The following is a 19,103-nucleotide window of genomic DNA, read 5'->3' on the forward strand; positions in this document are numbered from 1 at the left end:
ACCTACAAAATCCCTTATCTTCAAAAGAAAAAATGGAAAAGCAAGCCCTGGAATTTGCCCGGAAAGCTCACGGAGACCAGCATCGAAAATATTCTGAAGAAGCATATATAGAGCATCCTATCCGCGTGGCCGAACTGGTGAGAAGCGTAGCCCATACCCCTGAAATGATTTGTGCGGCCTACCTACACGATGTGGTAGAGGATACCCCGGTCTCCCTGCAGGACATTGAGCGAAAATTCGGGAGAAAAATAATGGCTCTGGTGGAGGAACTAACCGATGAATACGAGAAAAAGAATTACCCGCATCTCAATCGGCGTCAGCGCAAGCAAAAAGAGGTGGAACGGCAGGCAGGAATAAGCCCGGAGGCCAAAACTATCAAGCTCGCCGATGTGGTAGATAACACCCGCGATATTCTTAAAAACGATCCCGGTTTTGCCCGTAAATATATTCGGGAAATGGAATCTCTGGTGGAAGTTCTGCAGGGCGGAGATTTTAAGTTGCTGATGCGAGCCTGCTATGAGGTCCAACGTGGGATCATTCAATTAAAAAACCACTGATCCCACCGGGTTTAAAACCTTCTAATTGTCGGTTTTAAAGCTTAAATTTATAGATTCTTTGAAAGGCAATTATTATAAATATAAATTCTGAATTATGAATATTTTATACCTGCACGGACTCGAAAGTAAGCTCAATGAAGCCAAAAGGGTTCGGCTTCAGAAATACGGAAAGGTGTTCGCGCCAAATATCGATTATTACAATATCCCCAACGCTATAGAATGGGTGCTGGGCAAATATGTCGACACCAAATTCGGGGCGGTGATAGGCAGCAGTATGGGGGGCTTCGCAGGTTATTATATTTCCAACCGGCTGGATGTGCCGGCACTGCTTTTCAACCCGGCATTAAAGGCCCGAACTACATATCAACAGGTGCCTGAGCTAAATCCTCATGCTAGCGCTTTTAAACAATTGGTGATAGGGCAACGAGATCCCGTGGTAAATCCAGCAGACACCTTAAACTTTTTGGGGGAACATCTGGATCGTAGATCAGCATTATATATGCACCTGCGGCCCGAAATGGAACACCGGGTGCCCCTCGATTGCTTTGAGCAGGAACTGAAGGTCTTTTTTAAAAGAATTTGAATTAGCGATTCATTTTATATTCATCAGATTGAGGTTTCTCTTCTCTGATAAGTCTTCTCATATCCTGTTTTATTTGCCCGGTAGGTTTCAAACCGTGTACCTCATGGGAGTGAAGTCCGGCCAGGCGTAAAATTTCATCTTTATTTTCTCCGCGGATTTCGACCTTACAATCGAAACCTGCATCACGGCAATAATAAACTTTCATAGCAAGTGTTTTTTTGATGGCATTTTAAATGTACCCAAAAATCACTTTACCATAATTTTATTTAATGTGCTTTTAAGACTATTTAGTATATTTTAAGGGCTCTGGTCCTATTCTAATTTAATGCTCCAGATTCCCCGAACTTCATTTTCTGAATAGCCCAGGGCCCTGTCTTCAGGATAGAGTTCTTTGATCTTTTGCAAAACCTCGGGCTTCATTTCTTCAGGTTTTCCATGGCACTGCAAACACATCTTGTTGGTGACTATGGGATAGTAGAACTTGTTTTTTTCTCCTTTTGGTATTACCACAGGCGCGGGTTCCCTGCCATTACGGATTGCCTGCTTAAAATGGGTTATATAATATTTCTCTTCTTTGTTGGCAGCATTGGCGGGATTCCGGTTTTTGTCTGATACTCGTTTTATCACCGCATTATGCTCTTTTTCCATTTGTGCGGTTAAGGGAATAGCTTCTACGTTACAGAACTCCAGGGCATGCAAAGGGCCTCCTTCCTTTAAAGCCTTCTTTAGATTCTTTCCAAGTTGTTGCTGAGTGGCCTGGGCGATCTCCATCCCTGTTTTGGCTAATGTGTTTTCCTGGGCGTTCTGGCCCATGCCCATCCCACGGCCATGCATTCCTCCCCCTTGCATTTCAGGTAACTCTGCCTCATAGAGATAATCTGCCAACTGTCTTATTACTGAATCAGGGAAATCCTGGTAGGGCATAAGTCCGAAATTTCTGATAGCTCCATACATCCTGGCTTTTTCTTCTGTAGGTTCCTTTACAAAATTCATGATATCGGCGATGAAATCTTCCCTGGTGATGTCGTCCATCAGATAATGCATTTGCACCATGCTCATCGGCGGCCCCAGCCTTATCCCGCTCTCAGGCGAATGACAGGCGTAACAGTGTTTCTCCATAAGGGCTTTTCCCGGGTGTTCCTGTGATCCAGCCTTAGCAATCAATTCAGGCTCTTTGTAGCTGTCTTTTTTATCCTTGCAGGAAGCAACCAGGATTATCAAACTGAGCAATAATATAAATCTTTTCATCTTATGGTTTATTGTTTACCTAAAGATACTAAAGAATTGTTTTGGAAAGATTCTGAATTAAGCTGTCCCCAACAAAAAAAAGATGGCCGGAACCCCGACCACCTTTTTTCAAACTTAATTTTGGTTTTCTGAAATTAACTCAGGTCAAACCGGTCCAGGTTCATCACCTTAGCCCAGGCTTTCACGAAGTCTTTTAGGAATTTCTCCTGGGAATCTTCGCTACCGTAAACTTCTGCCAGAGCTCTTAGCTCTGAATTTGATCCGAAGATGAGGTCTACCCTTGTGCCGGTCCATTTTTTCTCCCCACTGGCTCTGTCACTGCCTTCAAAGACAGTCTGGGCATCTGAGCTGGCTTTCCAGGTGGTTCGCATATCCAGCAGGTTCACGAAATAATCGTTGGTGAGCTGGCCTGGACGTTTGGTGAAAACCCCGTGCTTAGACCCGTCGAAGTTGGTGCCCAGAACTCGCATTCCGCCTATTAATACCGTCATTTCCGGTGGAGTAAGAGTGAGTAACTGGGCTTTGTCAACCAGCATTTCTTCTGCTGAAGTGGATATATGTTCGCTTTGTTTTGTATAATTTCTGAAACCATCGGCTCTTGGCTCAAGCGGTTCAAAGGCCTCCGCATCGGTTTGTTCTTCCAAAGCATCCCCACGGCCCGCATTAAAAGGTACGTTTATCTCATGTCCCGTCTCACGAGCTGCTTTCTCTATGGCAGCGCCGCCGCCCAGCACGATAAGATCGGCGAGGGATACTTTTTTGTTGCCGGACTGAGCTTCGTTGAAATCCTTCTGAATCTCTTCTAATTTTTCAATAACCTTCTGTAGCTGTGGCGGATTGTTCACTTCCCAATGTCTCTGGGGAGCAAAACGGATTCTGGCTCCGTTGGCGCCCCCGCGCTTATCCGAACCGCGGAAAGTGGAGGCCGAGGCCCAGGCGGTAGATACCAGTTCTGATACCGATAGACCTGAGTCGAGAATCTTTTGCTTAAGGCCAGAAATATCATTGTTGTTCACCAATTCGTGATCTGGCTGCGGAATTGGGTCCTGCCAGATAAGTTCTTCAGAAGGAACTTCCGGCCCCAGGTATCGGGAAATCGGTCCCATATCCCTGTGGGTTAATTTGTACCAGGCCTTAGAGAAAGCCTCCTTAAATTCCTGCGGATTCTCGTGGAAATGTTTTGAGATCTTTCTATACTCAGGGTCCTCCTTTAAGGAGAGGTCGGTAGTGAGCATAAAAGGCGCGTGTTTCACTGAAGGGTCATGGGCATCGGGTACCGTGCCTTCTCCAGCATTATTTTTTGGTTTCCACTGCCAGGCTCCACCCGGACCCTTATGGCACTCCCACTCAAAGCCAAATAGATTATCCAGGAAAAGGTTGGTCCATTGGGTTGGTTTTTGGGTCCAGGCCCCTTCAATTCCGCTGGTGATGGTATATTGTGCGTTGCCTTTTCCGAAGCTGTTTTTCCAGCCCAGGCCCATTTCTTCAATGCCGGCTCCGGCAGGTTCGGCACCCACATATTTCTCGGGATCTGCCGCCCCGTGGGTTTTTCCGAAGGTATGGCCTCCCGCGATCAGGGCTACGGTCTCATAATCGTTCATCGCCATCCTTCCAAAGGTCTCCCGGATATCTTTTGCCGCAGCTATAGGATCAGGGTTTCCGTCGGGACCTTCGGGGTTCACGTAGATGAGCCCCATATGGGAAGCCCCAAGGGGATCTTCCAGGTTCTCTTTTTGATAGCGTTCCTTGTTGCCAAGCCATTCGCCTTCCGAGCCCCAGTAGATGTCCTCTTCCGGTTCCCAGATGTCTTCCCGCCCTCCGGCAAAACCAAAGGTTTCCATCCCCATAGATTCCAGGGCTACATTCCCGGCGAGAATCATCAAATCGGCCCAGGAGATCTTTCTTCCGTATTTTTGTTTTACGGGCCAGAGGAGGAGGCGGGCTTTATCCAGGTTGGCGTTATCGGGCCAGGAGTTTAAAGGTGCGAACCGCTGTGAGCCGGAACTGGCCCCCCCACGCCCGTCACCTATCCGGTAGGTTCCGGCGCTGTGCCAGGCCATACGTATAAAGAATGGACCATAGTGCCCATAATCTGCCGGCCACCAGTCCTGGCTATCGGTCATAAGTTCATTCAGGTCTTTTTTTACAGCGGCAAGGTCCAGGCTTTTAAATTCTTCTGCATAATTGAAATCTTCCCCCATCGGGTTCGATAAAGCAGAGTGCTGGCGCAGGATGTGCAGGTTCAACATATCGGGCCACCAGTCGCGGTTATTGGTTCCCGTTCCTGCAGTCTTTTCCACAGCTCCGCCCATAAAGGGGCATCGGCTGGATTCATTTACTTCCCAGACTTTGTGGCTATCGGGGTTGTTGGATTGATCATTTCTATCCATAATTTAAAGTTTTAGCGGTTTATATTCTAAAAATACTATAATTTTTCCTTATTGCTTTTGTGTTTTTATATTTTATAGCTATGGTGTTTAGATAAAAACTATTGCCGAAGAAGGGAAGGGGGAAGTGGGGCGATTCCGGTTGTGGGTTCTCGGTTCTTCGGCTTTCCTGGAGTCGTCATTCCGGGCTTGACCCGGAATCTCATCCTGATAGTTTTCCGTTTTGGGTTCCGAAGTTCCCGGTTGCTTACTCAGATGGGACCCTGAATCGAGTTCAGGGTGACGGTGGAAGTGTATTTTTCTCAGTTGTGAGTTGTCGGTTGTGGGGTGTGGGGTTTCGGTTCTGCGGCTTTCCTGGAGTCGTCATTCCGGGCTTGACCCGGAATCTCATCCTGATAGTTTTCCGTTTTGGGTTCTGAAGTTCCCGGTTGCTTACTCAGATGGGACCCTGAATCGAGTTCAGGGTGACGGGGGTTGTGGGTTCTTTTAAGCATCCCGAGTTAACCAATTAACGAAGCCTCATTCTCTTCGTAATTCCGGCGCAGGGAAATTTCATAGTGTTGGTCCAATTCTATTACTTTTTTAGCCTTCTAAAGCCATAATTCAAAATGTTAAGAAACTCACAATTTAATTGTAATTTTACCTTATGATTAAAGCGGTAATTATTGACGACGAAGTCAATGCTCAGAATTTATTGGAGAAAACCCTCGACAGGTATTTTCCCAATAAATTTAATATTGTGGGAAAATGCATTTCAGTAGATTCCGGGGTTCTTGCGATCAAACAACACGAACCCGAATTGGTTTTTTTAGACATTCAAATGCCTGAAAAGAATGGTTTTGAACTCTTCCAGTATTTTGATGTTATTAAATTTGAGGTCATATTCACCACCGCCTATAATCAGTTTGCCATTAAAGCTATCAAACGTAGTGCGCTGGATTATTTATTGAAACCCATTAATCATTTAGATCTGGCCGAAGCCATAAAAAGGTTTGATAGAAAAAATGAAGGCAATTCTGCCCAGAAGAAACTTTCTTTATTACTGGAGAATCTGAATGTAAATGACCAGAACGTAAGAAAAATTGCTTTTCCGACGATAGAAGGATTTGAACTCATTCATACTAATCAGATTCTGTACTGTAAAGCCGAAAGTAATTATTGCAGCCTTAAAAAAATTGATGGCAGCATTAAAACTGTTTCGAAAACTTTAAAACACGTGGAAGAAATCCTTCCGGCCTCTGTTTTTAAAAGAGTTCATAAAAGCTACGTCATCAATTTAAATTATGTGGTGAGCTATCATAAGGCAAACAAGGAAATTAAATTAACAAACGGAGAAAAACTTCCTGTTTCTTTCCGAAAAGAAGAAGAGTTTATCAATGCCATTCTACCAAATAACTAAGCTTTTCCTCTTATTTTTTTTATGCTTTAGTCTAGCCTTCTCCCAGAATTATCCCGGTAATCATTACACTGCCGCCAGGGAGCTACCAAATGATGCTGTGCGGTCCTTAATGGTTGATAGCAATAACATTCTATGGATTGGCACTGAGAACGGAGTTGTTAAAAAGGAAAATGACGAATTTCAATACTTTTTTGAAGAAGACGGACTGGCTTTAAACAGCTGTTGGGCCATTGCCGAAGATAAAAACAGCAATTTATGGTTTGGCAGCTACGGGGAAGGTCTTAGCATTTACGATGGCTTTACATTTAAAGTGATTTCAGAAAAAGATGGATTGGTCCATAACGAAATCACTAAATTCTTTTCCTTCAGGAATAAAATGTACGTGGGTACCAGTGACGGTGTTTCTGTGATCGATATAAATACCTATGAGGTAATTTCCTTAAATAATTCTCCCGGGGATGAATTGTTCAGGGTTCAGGATTTTTTTGAATATCAGGGAAAAATTTACGTGGCGACTTATAATTCAGGAGTTTTCAGAATTCTGAATGAGAAGGGCTTAACAGACCTGGTTAAGGTGAATGATCATGAATACATTTATTCTGTTTTTGTAGATAATGACAGTATTTATAGCAGTAATAAGGGGTTTTTTACAAAAACCAGTCTTGCAGGTTATGTTGGTAAAAAGGATTCTCTTCCATTAAAAAAACATGGAGCTTCCATAGTCTGGGATTATGTAAAAACCAAAGATGATAAAATTTTTGCAGCAGCCTGGGGGATCTATGACACCAATGGAGGAATTTATGAAATGCTAAACCACCATATGGTTTCGAGGGCCTCAGAATTTAATGTTTTCAGCAAAGAAGTAATTTCTTTGGCTTATGATTCCAGTTTTGAAAAATTATATGTTGGAACCAGGGATGCCGGCTTATTTGAGATTGCTTTAAATCCGCAAATAAAATTCCATGAATTTAAGGGGAAAGATATCATGGATTATGCTAATACTCTAAACACTTCCGCAGTAATATTAAATAATGGCATCCTTTTACAGGGGCGAGAAAATAAACAGCGAATAAGTTTAGCCCGACTTAAAAAATGGCAGGAGAACTATGTGTTACATACCAAATTGCCACTTCCGAGGCACCGGGATGATTTTTATGAACTGGATTATACTACAAAAGCCGCAGATATAAGTTTTTATGATATAAAAGTATCCCGGGGACTATACTGGGTGAACACCAATATCGGAATCTTTGCCATTAAGGATTCCGGGGAATTGGATCGTTATTTACCCCTGCATACCGAAGAGATTAATTTTACGCCAGATGGGAATCTTATAGAAACAAATCCATATGGTGGCGTAAGAGTGTACCGTGATTTGGACGCTTTTGAATATACCCATTTTAATAAAGCGGATTCCCAAACTCCCACTATGGTAGTAAGCAGTTTACAAAAGGGGGGTAAAACTTATTTTTTATCGGTTTTTTCCGGACTTTATGTTTGGGAAGATAATGGGTTTAAGTCTTATTTAAAAAACGGAATCTGGAAAGAGAAAAAACTAAAACACATCACAACTTTAGGAGAAAACCTGGCAATTTCGAGTGAGTTCGGAGATGTATTTATTCTAAATGATGAGGCAGGATTTAAAATTCTGAAGAAAATACCCCGTGCTAAAATTCAGGGGAATTCCATTTCGTTTTTGAAGGATTATCAGGGAACTTTAATTATTGGCACCGAAAAAGGATTAAATCTCTATAAAGACGAGCGGTTTATTTTTTTAGATAAGGAACAGGGCCTGGAACAGGTTTTACTGAGTGCCGAAGTAATACAGAATACTTTGTTTATAGGGAGTAAAGGCGGCTATTATGAGGTAGATCTGGATGCGGTAAGTGAGTCGAAGGCGTTGGTAGATCGATTAAACCTGAAAGATATTTTTATCAACAACGATAAATATTCATTGGGATTATTAGGCGATGAGGATAAGTTGAATCTGGCGCACAATGAAAATACGGTTTTCCTGAAGTTCAGTACCAATGCGCATCCTTATCCGAATAAATTGAAATATCAGTATCGTTTAAATGCTGATGAGCCCTGGAGTCTTCCTTCTTCCACCCCAGAAATATTTCTGCCTTCTTTACCACCCGAAGATTATGAAATAGACGTAAAAATATTAGATGAAAGCACAGGTTTAAGTTATACTCAACCCTTGTTAAGTCTGGCTGTATTGCCACCATTCTGGAAGACCTGGTGGTTTGCTTTACTGATGGCCAGCCTGGTGATGATGGTAATTTATAGTATTTATAGATTTCAGATAAGGCAAACCCGAAAATTTGAAGCACAGAAAGGCTTGATCCAAAAGCGCTTTGAAGAAACCAAAATGGAAGCCCTGCTGGCACAAATGAATCCGCATTTTATTTTTAATGCGATGAATTCCATTCAGTATTTTATCATGGACAATAATGTAGATAAAGCCACCGGGTTTTTAGGGGATTTCTCCAGGCTAATCAGGCTAAACCTGGATCATTGTACCAAGCCTACTATATTACTCACTGAAGAAATTGAATATCTGCAATCTTATATTCGGGTTGAAAATACGCGCTTTGATAATAAAATAAAGGTGAGCTTTGAGATGGACCCTTCAATCGATCCCTACGAGTTAGAAATTCCTACGATGATCCTACAAACCTTTGTGGAGAATGTTTTCGTCCATGCTTTTTCACCGGTTGTGAGTAAGCCAACTTTAAAAGTATCTTTTAAGTTGTTGTCAGATAGTGTTTTGCAATGCAAAATTGAAGACAACGGGCTTGGATTTTCAGGGGCTTCCAGCAATAAATTGCACGAATCCAAAGGTGTGAATTTAGTGAAAGAGCGATTAAGTTTATTGGGCTACGATGTGGAAGAAGCATTACAAATTATTTCTGAAAAAGATAAAGGCACTGCTGTTATTCTTAAGCTACAGGTTTAACGATAACTTTCAAATTCGGTACGTTTACTAATTCACGCTCCTTTGCTTTAGCCTAATATTTAGTTTTGGGAGAGATTAGTGAGAGTTACAGTAGTAGCTATTTATAAACTGTTCCCGGATCATAATTATAAGTAGGGTTATAATGTTTTGCGGGACAATAGTCAATGTTACTTCCTTAATCTTAAAAACAGAAGATCGTCTTTAAAGTTCGATGATTTGTTCAAAAAACCACTGGCCATTAGTCAGTGGTTTTTTTCTTTACCCCTAAGCTGTGAGGAGTCTCATCCTACGGTTCTCAGTTGTGAGTTGTGAAATTCTCAGTTGTACGTTGTGGGTTCTCGGTGCTGCGGTTTTCTTTGAGTCATCATTCCGGGCTTGATCCGGAAATTCATCCTGCTGCTCATCTGTGCGTGTTCACTCGGATGAGATCCTGAGTCAGGCTCAGGATGACGGGGGAAGTGGTTTGGGTTGTCGGTTCTTCATTGTGAGTTGTCTGTTCTGCAATTTTTTTTGAATCGTCATTCCGGGCTTGACCCGGAATCTCATCTTGTTGCGCAGCTGTGCGTGCTCACTCAGATGGGATTTCTCACTTCGTTCGAAATGACAAATAAGGCAGGGTGTTCCTGTCATTCCGACGGAGCGAGGTAGGAGCGACGAGGAATCTCATCCTAGGGTCTGTTGTGAGTTCCTTATGTAATCTATTCCTAATTTCTTAAGTTTATTTAACCTGGGGCGGTAAACTTTGTCTCCCCTGGGCCAGGGAAACGGCCCGGACGGCCCGGACTTAGTTCGTTAATCAGGTTAATTATTTTCTTTGAAAGCTTAGTCGCTATTGGAATTGAAACTTTATCCTTTCAAAACTCTAATATCTTAGCAATCAAGAACTTATATTCCTGCACATTCTTATCAAAATCCTTTTTTAAGTGAAAGCCTAATAAAATTCCTATCGCTAATAAACTTCCTCCAAACAGGTACATATAGGAATTGCTACTGAGGTTTAGGAAAATCCCAACTAAAATACCCAGCCCCAGAATTATATGTCCATAAATTAATAATAGCGCTAATGGATGTTGCGCAAAGGAAACTTCAATATCAGTCTTATTCCCCGCAGCTGCTTTTACTATTTTTCCATTCACAATAAGATTGTTTTGGGTATTTATTTCAAATGGCAATAAAAAGCGTTTGCGGAGTTTAAATTGGACCGGATTATTTTCATGGGCATCCAATTTAAAAACAAATCTATCAGCGACTCCCAACGAGGATTCTAGTTTTTGGCTAATCTCCTGAGGGCTATTATTTACCTGAAAATTCCATGCTTTCATAAATCGTTTTGAAATGTTTACCAGGCCTTAGCCTTACCGCAAGTTGACGGAGTAGCACACACACTTGTGGGCTTAGATCTGGTTTGTTGGTGAAGTTAATTATTTCTTTCTAAGGATGCCATTTTTATAATAGAATTATCCCACCCTCATCCGGCGCTTTTGGAAATTCTCTTCCTAAGAATCTTTTTGTAGTTGGCTCACCTCTTAAGGGTGGTTATAAATCAGAGTGGTGTTTTCACTGAGTTCCTGCCCCCGGGCATTATACATTAACGCCAAAGATATATCCCACCAGGGCCGATAGTCCCATGGCAATTGTGCCCCAGATTGTAATTCGCAAGATAGCTTTTGTTACACTTGAACCCCCTGTTTTTGCCGAGGTTGCTCCTAAAATGATCAGAAAAATAGTTGTGAAACCATAAAGCAGGTATTCCATTCCTTTTATTGGGGAAAAAAGTACTACCAATAACGGTAGGACACCCCCGGCAATAAATGATGCCCCTGAAGCTACAGCTGCCTGAATTGGGTTGGCCTGACTAATCTCATTTATTCCTAATTCATCTCTAACATGGGTCCCCAAAGCATCATACTCGGTCATCTCTAGGGCTACTTGCTTTGCTGTTTCCTTTTTTAGTCCCCTATTCTCATAGATCTGGCTTAAAATTTTCAATTCTGTTTCGGGCATTTCTTCAAGCTCTTGTTTTTCTCTTTCGATATCCGCCTTTTCGGTGTCTGTTTGTGAACTCACAGAAACGTATTCTCCGGCAGCCATAGATAATGCACCGGCAACCAGTCCTGCTACTGTGGCTAAAACAATTGGTTCTCTTGTAGAACTTGCAGCTGCAACTCCAATGGCAAGACTTGAAATAGATATTATTCCATCGTTCGCCCCCAGAACAGCAGCTCTTAACCAATTGCTTCGGTGTATGTAATGGGGATCTAAGTAATTGTCTATGGTTACATTTTTCATTTCTTTTCAGTCTGTGGTTCTAAATACAATTTTAGGGGCCTTGCATCTTTATCTAAAATTAAGATTTCTTCCTCTAATTCACCGGGGAAAATCCAAAAATTAATCTGGCTCTATTAATAAATTATGTCAGGTTTACATAATCCCCCTTGAATGATCTTTGGGAAATGGTTTCTCAGCAGTCTTACAAGCCAGATTTTAAATAAAATACCATAAACAAAGTGAAGAAACGAGTCCCGTAATTGCAATTAAACCGGTCATGACAGTCCAGGACTTAAAGGTTTGCTTTTCAGTCAAACCCAGATACTGACCTACCAGCCAAAATCCGCTGTCATTTACATGAGAAAGTATAGTTGCGCCCGAAGCAATAGCGATTACCATAAGGGCAATTTGGGGTTGCGATAAACCTGCACCTACCAGAACCGGTGCGGTTATTCCGGCTGCAGTGATCATGGCTACCGTAGAAGACCCCTGGAGGATGCGAATTAATGCTGCGACAGTAAAGCCGAAAACCAGTGGATTAAAAAAGGAATTATTCAAAGCTTCAGCAATCATTTCTCCTGCCCCGGTATTAACCAGGATCTGTTTAAATGCACCTCCTGCTCCTGTAAGAAGAATTATAACTCCCGCCGCCTGAAAGGACCGGGTAGAGATCTTTAACAGATAATTCCTGGTCATCCCTCTTTTTATCCCCAGGAAATACCAGGCAATGAAGTTTGCAATAATTAAAGCTGAAAATGGATGCCCTATTAATTCGATAATATATACAATAAGACCCGGGAGGGTGGCTTCAGCAAAAAAAGGGCTGTTAACCAGGGTATTCAATACAATGAGAAAAATTGGAGTAACAATAATCCATAAGATCATTCCCGGGGAAGGGACATTGGAAATCTCTTCTTTCTTTTCCTCAAATACTTTTGCTTCAATATGAATTTTCTTAGAAATAAATTTTGCAAATAAAGGTCCGCTAACAATTGCTGTAGGAATCCCCGTGAGTACCCCAAAAACTATCACCCAACCCAGATCTACTCCCAGGATATCGGCCACAGCGATGGGTCCCGGGGTTGGCGGGATAAAAGCATGAGTTATTGCAAGTCCCGCGAGCAATGGCAAAGCATAAAGCAACAGGGATTTTCCCGTGCGCCTGCTAAGGGCGTAAGTTACCGGAACCAGGATTATAAATGCCACATCAAAGAACACGGGAATGGCGACTACAAATCCGGTTAGCATCATGGCCCAGGGAGATTTTTTGTCTCCGGTTTTATTAAGCATATAGGCCGCCAGAGACTGGGCCCCACCCGAATGTTCCAGAATGGCTCCAAATAATGCCCCTAAACCTACCACCGTTGCTACAAAGCCAAGGGTACCTCCCATTCCCTCCTGCATACTGCTTAAAATATCTGAGGCAGGCATCCCGGCGATAATTCCAACCGCTAAAGATACCAGCAGCAAGGCCAGAAAAGCCTGGATCTTTAATTTTAAAATTAAAAAAAGCAGGAGTGCAATGCCTATGAAAACAGCCAGTAGTAATTGTATATCCATCAATTAGGTTTTTACCATTTAGTGTGAAAAAATTCTCCTCTGGGTTTACCTACACGTTCATAGGTGTGAGCGCCAAAATAATCCCGCTGTGCCTGAATCATATTTGCTGAGGTTTGTGCGGCGGTGAAACTCAAAAGATAATTTAGCGCTGCCGACATACCCGGCATCGGGACTCCCGCCTGTAGCGCCTGGGTGATTACGAGAATCAGATCCTGACGGGCCTCTTTTATAAAATCAACAATCTCTTTATGCAACAGAAGGTTTTCGTCTTTATTTTCACGGAACAATTTTACCAGATCTTCCATTAAACCAGACCTGATGATACATCCATTGGTCCAGATGCGGGAGATTTCAGAAAGATTGAGATTCCAGCGGTATTCTTCTGAAGCCGATTTAAGCAGGTCAAATCCTATGGCATGATTAATTATTTGTTCAGCTTGAAAAGCCTGAAACAGACTTTTCTCAATCTTTTTAAATTCTTTTTTATGGGGCTTTGTGTTATAAATTTCTGCTGCCTTTACTCGTTGTTCTTTTTTCCCAGAGATAATCCTGGCCATCACTGCTGAGGTTATGGTATCTAAAGGCACGCCTAATTCCAGGGCTGCTTTGGTAGACCAACCTCCTGTTCCTTTTTGTTTTGCGGCATCCAGAATCTTATCCAGAATAAATTCGGCATTTTCCTTTTTCCTTAAAATCTCAATGGAGATCTCCAGCAGATAGGATCGCATTTCTTTATTCCATTTTTCAAAAAAACCGGCAACTCCTTCCTGGTCCAGACTAAGGGAAAACCGCATAAAATGATAAATTTCAGCAATAAACTGCATTTCGGCATATTCAATACCGTTATGCAGCATTTTTACAAAATGACCTGCACCCCCAGGGCCTATATAAGTACAACAGGCTTTGCCGTTTTTATCCTTTGCCGCAATCTTTTCCAGAATATCGCCAATACGATCATAAGCGGTAGGTTCCCCTCCGGGCATTATGGAAGGCCCTTTTAAGGCTCCTTCTTCTCCCCCCGAAATTCCAGTTCCCAAAAACAGAATGCCCTTCTTCTTTAAAAACTTTTCACGTCTCTCACTGTCTTTATAATGAGAATTCCCACCATCGATAATCAGGTCATCCTTTTCCAGGTGAGGCAGCAGATTTTCTATAACAACATCAACTGTTTTCCCGGCATTTACCATTAAGATAATATTTCGGGGGCGCGCCAGAGAAGCAACAAATTTTTCAGGCTCATCAAACCAGTTAAATTTGAAATCATTGCTATGGGAGGCGGCAAAATCTTTTGCAACATTTTCTTCCACAGCTTTAAGGTGCCTGTTAAAAACCGATACCTGCACCCCTTTTGAAGCCAGATTAAGAGCAAGGCTTTTTCCCATCACTCCCAGCCCATAAAGCCCGATCCGGGAGATTTTATTATTTAATTTTTGCATGATCTGTTGTATTATCTGCTCCGGGGAGTTATTGGCATCAATATGTATCCCGTAGCCTGGTGGTTCTAAGGTCTCGAATTGAGAGGTGAGTAATTCAGGTTTAAAAAAATGATCTTTCCGAAGCAGAAGTCGTTCTTTGATCAATTCAAAAGTAGAATGTAAATATATCCAGGTAAGCTGCTCCCGGGGAATAGACTGAAGTTGTTTCCTGTACTTTTCCTTCAGGGCTGAACAGGCCAGAACGGCACCGCCCTTTTGGTTCCATGTGCTTATTTTTCGGGCAAGAATATCCAACCAGCCTTTTCGGTCTTCGTCCTGCAATGGAATTCCCGCTTTCATTTTTTCCACATTTTCAGGGGGATGAAAATCATCGGCATCATAAAACAGAAGGTCCATCTGCAGGGCCAGTAATTTTCCAACTGTGGACTTTCCCACCCCCGAAACCCCCATTACGATGTATACTGCCATTCGTGAAAAACATTTAAGATTTGAAACTTACGAACTTCAGAGCCTAAATCCAATATTATTATTTGCATCAATTTCCCGGTTACAAGGCCGTAAAAAGAAGTTAGAAGAAGATTTTTATTCCTTTTAAGCTCCTGGACTACTATTGTTTGTTGTGGGTTCTCAGTTGTGAGTAGTGAAGTTGTCAGTTGCTCACTCAGATGAGACCCTGAATCAAGTTCAGGGTGACGGTTGTTTTTGTGTTGTCTCGTCATTTCGGGCTGGACCCGGAATCTCATCCTGCCGGTTCTCAGTTTTAAGTTGTGAGCTTGCCAGTTGCTCACTCAGATGAGACCCTGAATCAAGTTTAGGGTGACGGTTGTTTTTGTGTTGTCTCGTCATTCCGGGCGTGACCCGGAATCTCATCGCGCGGTTCTTCGTTCTCAGTTCTCAGTTATGAAGTTCTCAGTTGCTTACTAAGATGAGACCCTGAATCAAGTTCAGGGTGACGGTTTTTTGTGTTGTTTTGTCATTCCGGGCTGGACCCGGAATCTCATCCTGCCGGTTTTCAGTTGTGAGTTGTGAAGTTGTCAGTTGCTCACTCAGGTGAGACCCTGAATCGAGTTCAGGGTGACGGTTGTTTTGTGTTCACTCGTCATTCCGGGCGTGACCCGGAATCTCATCCTACCGGTTCTCAGTTGTGAGTAGTGAAGTTGTCAGTTGCTCACACAGGTGAGACCCTGAATCGAGTTCAGGGTGACGGTTGTTTTGTGTTCATTCGTTATTCCGGGCGTGACCCGGAATCTCCCAGGCGGTTCTCAGTTCTGAGTTCTGAAGTTCTCAGTTGCTCACTCAGATGGGATCCTGAATCGAGTTCAGGGTGACGGTTGTTTTGTGTTGTTTCGTCATTCCGGGCGTGACCCGGCATCTCATTCTGCCGGTTCTCCGTTTTAGGTTGTGAAGTTCTCGGTTGCTCACTCAGATGGGATCCTGAATCAAGTTCAGGGTGACGTTTGTTTTTGTGTTGTCTCGTCATTCCGGGCGTGACCCGGAATCTCATCGCGCGGTTCTTCGTTCTCAGTTCTCAGTTATGAAGTTCTCAGTTGCTTACTAAGATGAGACCCTGAATTGAGTTCAAAGTGACGGTCTGAAATTTCCTGCCTAACTATTTCAACCAGTCTTTAAAACCTCTTACCCGTTCGCGGCTAACGATGATCTTTTCACCCTTGAAGTTTTTTAACTTAACCAGGAAGCGTTGGTTGGAGTGGGTGATGATATCTTCAATGCCTTTGAGATTGATGATGAATTTACGGTTAAGCCTGTAGAAATCTTTCGGGTTGAGTAGGGGGTCCAGTTTCTCCAGGCTATGGTCTATCAGGTAAAACCTGTTTTCGCTTGTGTGGAGGTAAGTAGCTTTGTTTTCGGAATAAAAACAAACTATGTCTTCGGTGTCTATGATCTTCAGGTGCTGGCCTACACTAATGGTAAAACGTTTTTTATAAGGATCAGTTCCGCTGAGCAGGGCTTTGATCTCTTCCAGCTTTACCTGATCGGCCCCCGAATGATTGTTCCTGAATTTTGCCAGAGCTGTCTCCAGCTCTTCCTCGTCAATGGGTTTAAGTAGATAATCTACACTATTCAATTTAAAAGCCTTCAAGGCATATTCATCATAAGCGGTTGTGAAAATAATAGGAGAGTTTATTTCAACCTTCTCAAAGATCTCAAAGGAGAGTCCGTCGCTTAACTGGATGTCCAGCAGGATAAGATCGGGCTGGGGGTTTTGCCGGAACCATTGGATGCCTTCTTCCACAGAAGTTAAGGTGGCTGTCACAAAGATCCCTGCCTTTTCCAATAAGCGCTCGAGCCTTCTTGCGGCGGGTTTTTCATCTTCAACTATTAGTACTTTCATAATTTCCAGTTACTCCCAGGTTTTCTTCTTTTCCTTATCCATCAATTCCTTGATCTTGCGGTCTTCCCAATCTTTTCCGAGCAGCACATTCGGGCCGAAAACACTTGCCCAATGCGCAAACAAACCAATCCCCCAAAAGAATGCGGTGTTGTAATTCCAGATATTAGCCAGGCCGTTTATGAAGCCCTCATCCCTGGTGCTAACAATAAATATAACGATATTGATAAACAGATATACCAATAGATGCACATAAAAGCCCTTGATGTCTTTCACCTTTTTTTGGGCATTCCTGTACTGCAGGCTGTTCTTATTGATTTCCATTAGTTCCAGGTTTTATTTTGTGATTCTTTTTCCATTATCTCCCTGATCTTTCGTTCCTGCCAGGCAGCTCCATAGCCGAATACGGAAAACCCGTGGATAGTAAGTCCCAGACCCCAGCCGAAAAGCGGGAACCAAAACCATTTAAATTCCCAGTAGGTATAATAATTAATAAAGATAAGAAATGGAATTACAACCATATAGGATATTAGGTTGGAGTAGAATTCCTTAATCTCTTTTACCCTTTCTTTTGCTTTAAAATAAGCGTTCTCATGTTGCATTTGATCGGTTTCCATAATTGACAATTGTTTAGTTAATATTGGTAATTTTACCGTAAAAGTGTCCCGGTCTTTTTCGATAAATATTTTTCTTTTCGTCACCAGCCCGTAGCGATTGATGATGTTCTCAAGACCCACCCCTTCGCGTTGATGCAGGGTTTCTTTTATTTGCAGATTGTTCTTTACGATCAGGTGTCCCTGCTCCTCGTAGATCTTTATAATAAGAGGCCGACTCTCACTGGCGATATTATGCTTTACCGCATTCTCCAATAAAAGTTGAAGGGAGAGGGGAACGATCTTTGCCTCTTCGGAAGTAAAATTTTCGTCGATTTCAAAGTGAATGCTGTTTTCAAAGCGCATATGTAAAAGCTTCATGTACACCCTTGAAAATTCCAGTTCCTCCTTCAGACTCACCAGTTCTTTATCTTTCTGTTCCAGTACATACCGATATACCTTGGAAAGAGAGCCGGTAAACTTCTGGGCCTTTTCCGGGTTCTCTTCGATGAGGGAACTAAGTACATTTAAACTGTTAAACAAAAAATGCGGATCCAGTTGGTTTTTCAGACTTTCAAATTTAGCTGAAGCACTCCCGGCAATTATCTTCTGTTCGGTTATTTTCTCTTCCTGTAATGCTTTATAAAAATAAACCACGTGAAAGAACAGGGAGATAATCGTGGTAAAAAGCAATGGCAACAAATAAAAGCGCAGACGTTCATTGGCAAGGAATTCGGTGAATTCCACCGAACGAAAAACGGTAAAGTCTACCATCCGGCAAAAAAAGAATCCGATTAAGGTGAGGATGATGGAACCTGCCGAAGCGAAAAGCACTCGTTTTACACCTGCATTTTTCCAACCTATTTTTGCATTGAAAAAAGAAAAATAAGCTGCGTTAATAGCCGTAAGTACAAGGCTGTAGAAAAAATATATCCCCCAGGTTCTATAATTTATAAGCTTATCAAAATCCTGATTGCTGAAGATAAGCTCTAAGATTATAACCAACACACAAATGGCGAGACTTACTTTTAATATTTTCTGAAGAAGTTTCATGATTAGGTGTTTGAATTGATTTTCATACCAGATGGTTTCACAAAATTAACACAAGCAGAAGTCACTTTTGTAGGCATGATAATATTTTCTCTGGTAGCGGGGGGAGTTTCGGGCTGTATGTCAAGAGGTAAACCCATTGCTTCCACGAGCTTCATCAGGATAATTATCAATGCTGTTGCCATTTTTTTTCGTTTTATAAGGTAAAGATGATTACAGAAAGCCCGGAAACAAAAATAAAATGACTGAAGTGTAGCAATTGAAGGATGAATTGTTGTGAACCTGTTTAGGGTTTATCGTTTTTTCTCACTGAGATGGGATCCTGAATCGAGTTCAGGGTGACGGTTGTTTTGTGTTGACTCGTCATTCCGGGCTGGACCCGGAATCTCATCCTGCCGGTTCTCCGTTTTGGGTTGTGAAGTTGTCGGTTGCTGACTCAGATGGGACCCTGAATCGAGTTCAGGGTGACGGTTGTTTTGTGTTGACTCGTCATTCCGGGCTGGACCCGGAATCTCATCCTGCCGGTTCTCCGTTTTGGGTTGTGAGGTTGTCAGTTACTCACTCAGATGGGACCTTGAATCAAGTTTAGGGTGACGGTTGTTTTTGTGTTGTCTCGTCATTCCGGGCGTGACCCGGAATCTCATCCTGCTGGTTCTCCGTTGTGAGTTGTGAAGTTGTCGGTTGCTGACTCAGATGAGACCCTGAATCGA

18 protein-coding genes are annotated in these 19,103 nt (G+C 42.5%); 4 read left to right on the forward strand and 14 right to left on the reverse strand.

Going from position 1 to position 19,103, the window contains the following annotated elements; all coding sequences use genetic code 11:
• The first annotated feature begins 32 nt into the window (after positions 1–32).
• Both BUW93_RS14545 and BUW93_RS14550 read left to right on the forward strand, forming a co-directional pair.
• Positions 33–557, forward strand: a complete 525-nt coding sequence (locus tag BUW93_RS14545; RefSeq protein WP_081212489.1) for an HD domain-containing protein — start codon at positions 33–35, stop codon at positions 555–557.
• A gap of 94 nt (positions 558–651) precedes the next feature.
• Positions 652–1,140 (forward strand): YqiA/YcfP family alpha/beta fold hydrolase, encoded by a 489-nt coding sequence (locus BUW93_RS14550; protein ID WP_081212474.1) that lies wholly within the window; start codon positions 652–654, stop codon positions 1,138–1,140.
• A gap of 1 nt (position 1,141) precedes the next feature.
• Here BUW93_RS14550 and BUW93_RS14555 read toward each other — a convergent pair whose 3' ends face one another.
• From BUW93_RS14555 to BUW93_RS14570, 4 genes are all read right to left on the reverse strand, one after another.
• Positions 1,142–1,345, reverse strand: coding sequence for a DUF1059 domain-containing protein (locus tag BUW93_RS14555; RefSeq protein ID WP_081212475.1), 204 nt, complete (start codon positions 1,343–1,345; stop codon positions 1,142–1,144).
• 107 nt (positions 1,346–1,452) lie between these two features.
• Positions 1,453–2,388 carry a c-type heme family protein gene (locus tag BUW93_RS14560; RefSeq protein ID WP_232778373.1) on the reverse strand — a complete coding sequence of 312 codons (936 nt, stop codon included), beginning with the start codon at positions 2,386–2,388 and terminating at the stop codon, positions 1,453–1,455.
• A 134-nt stretch (positions 2,389–2,522) separates the two neighbouring features.
• A complete protein-coding gene (katG, locus tag BUW93_RS14565; RefSeq protein WP_081212476.1) occupies positions 2,523–4,778 on the reverse strand; it encodes a catalase/peroxidase HPI in 2,256 nt (751 codons plus the stop codon).
• A 299-nt stretch (positions 4,779–5,077) separates the two neighbouring features.
• Positions 5,078–5,269 carry a hypothetical protein gene (locus tag BUW93_RS14570; RefSeq protein WP_081212477.1) on the reverse strand — a complete coding sequence of 64 codons (192 nt, stop codon included), beginning with the start codon at positions 5,267–5,269 and terminating at the stop codon, positions 5,078–5,080.
• Positions 5,270–5,421: 152 nt separating this feature from the next.
• On the opposite strand from BUW93_RS14570, the gene BUW93_RS14575 reads away from it, so the two are divergent.
• A complete protein-coding gene (locus BUW93_RS14575; RefSeq protein ID WP_081212478.1) occupies positions 5,422–6,174 on the forward strand; it encodes a LytR/AlgR family response regulator transcription factor in 753 nt (250 codons plus the stop codon).
• Positions 6,152–9,136: a sensor histidine kinase gene (locus BUW93_RS14580; protein WP_081212479.1), complete on the forward strand. Its 2,985-nt coding sequence runs from the start codon at positions 6,152–6,154 to the stop codon at positions 9,134–9,136. Before BUW93_RS14575 ends, BUW93_RS14580 begins: the two co-directional genes overlap by 23 nt.
• 854 nt (positions 9,137–9,990) lie before the next feature.
• On the opposite strand, the gene BUW93_RS14585 is transcribed toward BUW93_RS14580, so the two are convergent.
• The 10 genes from BUW93_RS14585 to BUW93_RS14625 all read right to left on the reverse strand — a co-directional run bounded on the left by BUW93_RS14585 (position 9,991) and on the right by BUW93_RS14625 (position 18,578).
• The gene (locus BUW93_RS14585; RefSeq protein ID WP_081212480.1) at positions 9,991–10,458 is read right to left on the reverse strand and encodes a hypothetical protein; all 468 of its coding nucleotides are present in this window, start codon (positions 10,456–10,458) and stop codon (positions 9,991–9,993) included.
• A 259-nt stretch (positions 10,459–10,717) separates the two neighbouring features.
• Positions 10,718–11,425, reverse strand: a complete 708-nt coding sequence (locus BUW93_RS14590; protein WP_081212481.1) for a VIT1/CCC1 transporter family protein — start codon at positions 11,423–11,425, stop codon at positions 10,718–10,720.
• A gap of 195 nt (positions 11,426–11,620) precedes the next feature.
• Positions 11,621–12,964, reverse strand: coding sequence for a GntP family permease (locus BUW93_RS14595; RefSeq protein WP_081212482.1), 1,344 nt, complete (start codon positions 12,962–12,964; stop codon positions 11,621–11,623).
• Between the two features lie 11 nt (positions 12,965–12,975).
• Positions 12,976–14,868: a decarboxylating NADP(+)-dependent phosphogluconate dehydrogenase gene (gene gnd / locus BUW93_RS14600; protein WP_081212483.1), complete on the reverse strand. Its 1,893-nt coding sequence runs from the start codon at positions 14,866–14,868 to the stop codon at positions 12,976–12,978.
• A 216-nt stretch (positions 14,869–15,084) separates the two neighbouring features.
• Positions 15,085–15,270, reverse strand: a complete 186-nt coding sequence (locus BUW93_RS14985; RefSeq protein WP_157893344.1) for a hypothetical protein — start codon at positions 15,268–15,270, stop codon at positions 15,085–15,087.
• A gap of 355 nt (positions 15,271–15,625) precedes the next feature.
• On the reverse strand, positions 15,626–15,904 hold the full coding sequence (locus BUW93_RS14990) for a hypothetical protein (RefSeq protein WP_157893345.1): 279 nt from the start codon (positions 15,902–15,904) through the stop codon (positions 15,626–15,628).
• A 105-nt stretch (positions 15,905–16,009) separates the two neighbouring features.
• Positions 16,010–16,753, reverse strand: coding sequence for a LytR/AlgR family response regulator transcription factor (locus BUW93_RS14610; protein ID WP_081212485.1), 744 nt, complete (start codon positions 16,751–16,753; stop codon positions 16,010–16,012).
• Positions 16,754–16,762: 9 nt separating this feature from the next.
• Positions 16,763–17,074 (reverse strand): 2TM domain-containing protein, encoded by a 312-nt coding sequence (locus BUW93_RS14615; RefSeq protein WP_081212486.1) that lies wholly within the window; start codon positions 17,072–17,074, stop codon positions 16,763–16,765.
• On the reverse strand, positions 17,074–18,396 hold the full coding sequence (locus tag BUW93_RS14620) for a 2TM domain-containing protein (protein WP_081212487.1): 1,323 nt from the start codon (positions 18,394–18,396) through the stop codon (positions 17,074–17,076). Before BUW93_RS14620 ends, BUW93_RS14615 begins: the two co-directional genes overlap by 1 nt.
• Positions 18,397–18,398: 2 nt before the next feature.
• Positions 18,399–18,578 (reverse strand): hypothetical protein, encoded by a 180-nt coding sequence (locus BUW93_RS14625; protein WP_081212488.1) that lies wholly within the window; start codon positions 18,576–18,578, stop codon positions 18,399–18,401.
• Positions 18,579–19,103 lie beyond the last annotated feature (525 nt).

It is taken from the genome of Salegentibacter sediminis (assembly GCF_002078605.1).
In the GTDB taxonomy this organism is placed as follows: domain Bacteria; phylum Bacteroidota; class Bacteroidia; order Flavobacteriales; family Flavobacteriaceae; genus Salegentibacter; species Salegentibacter sediminis.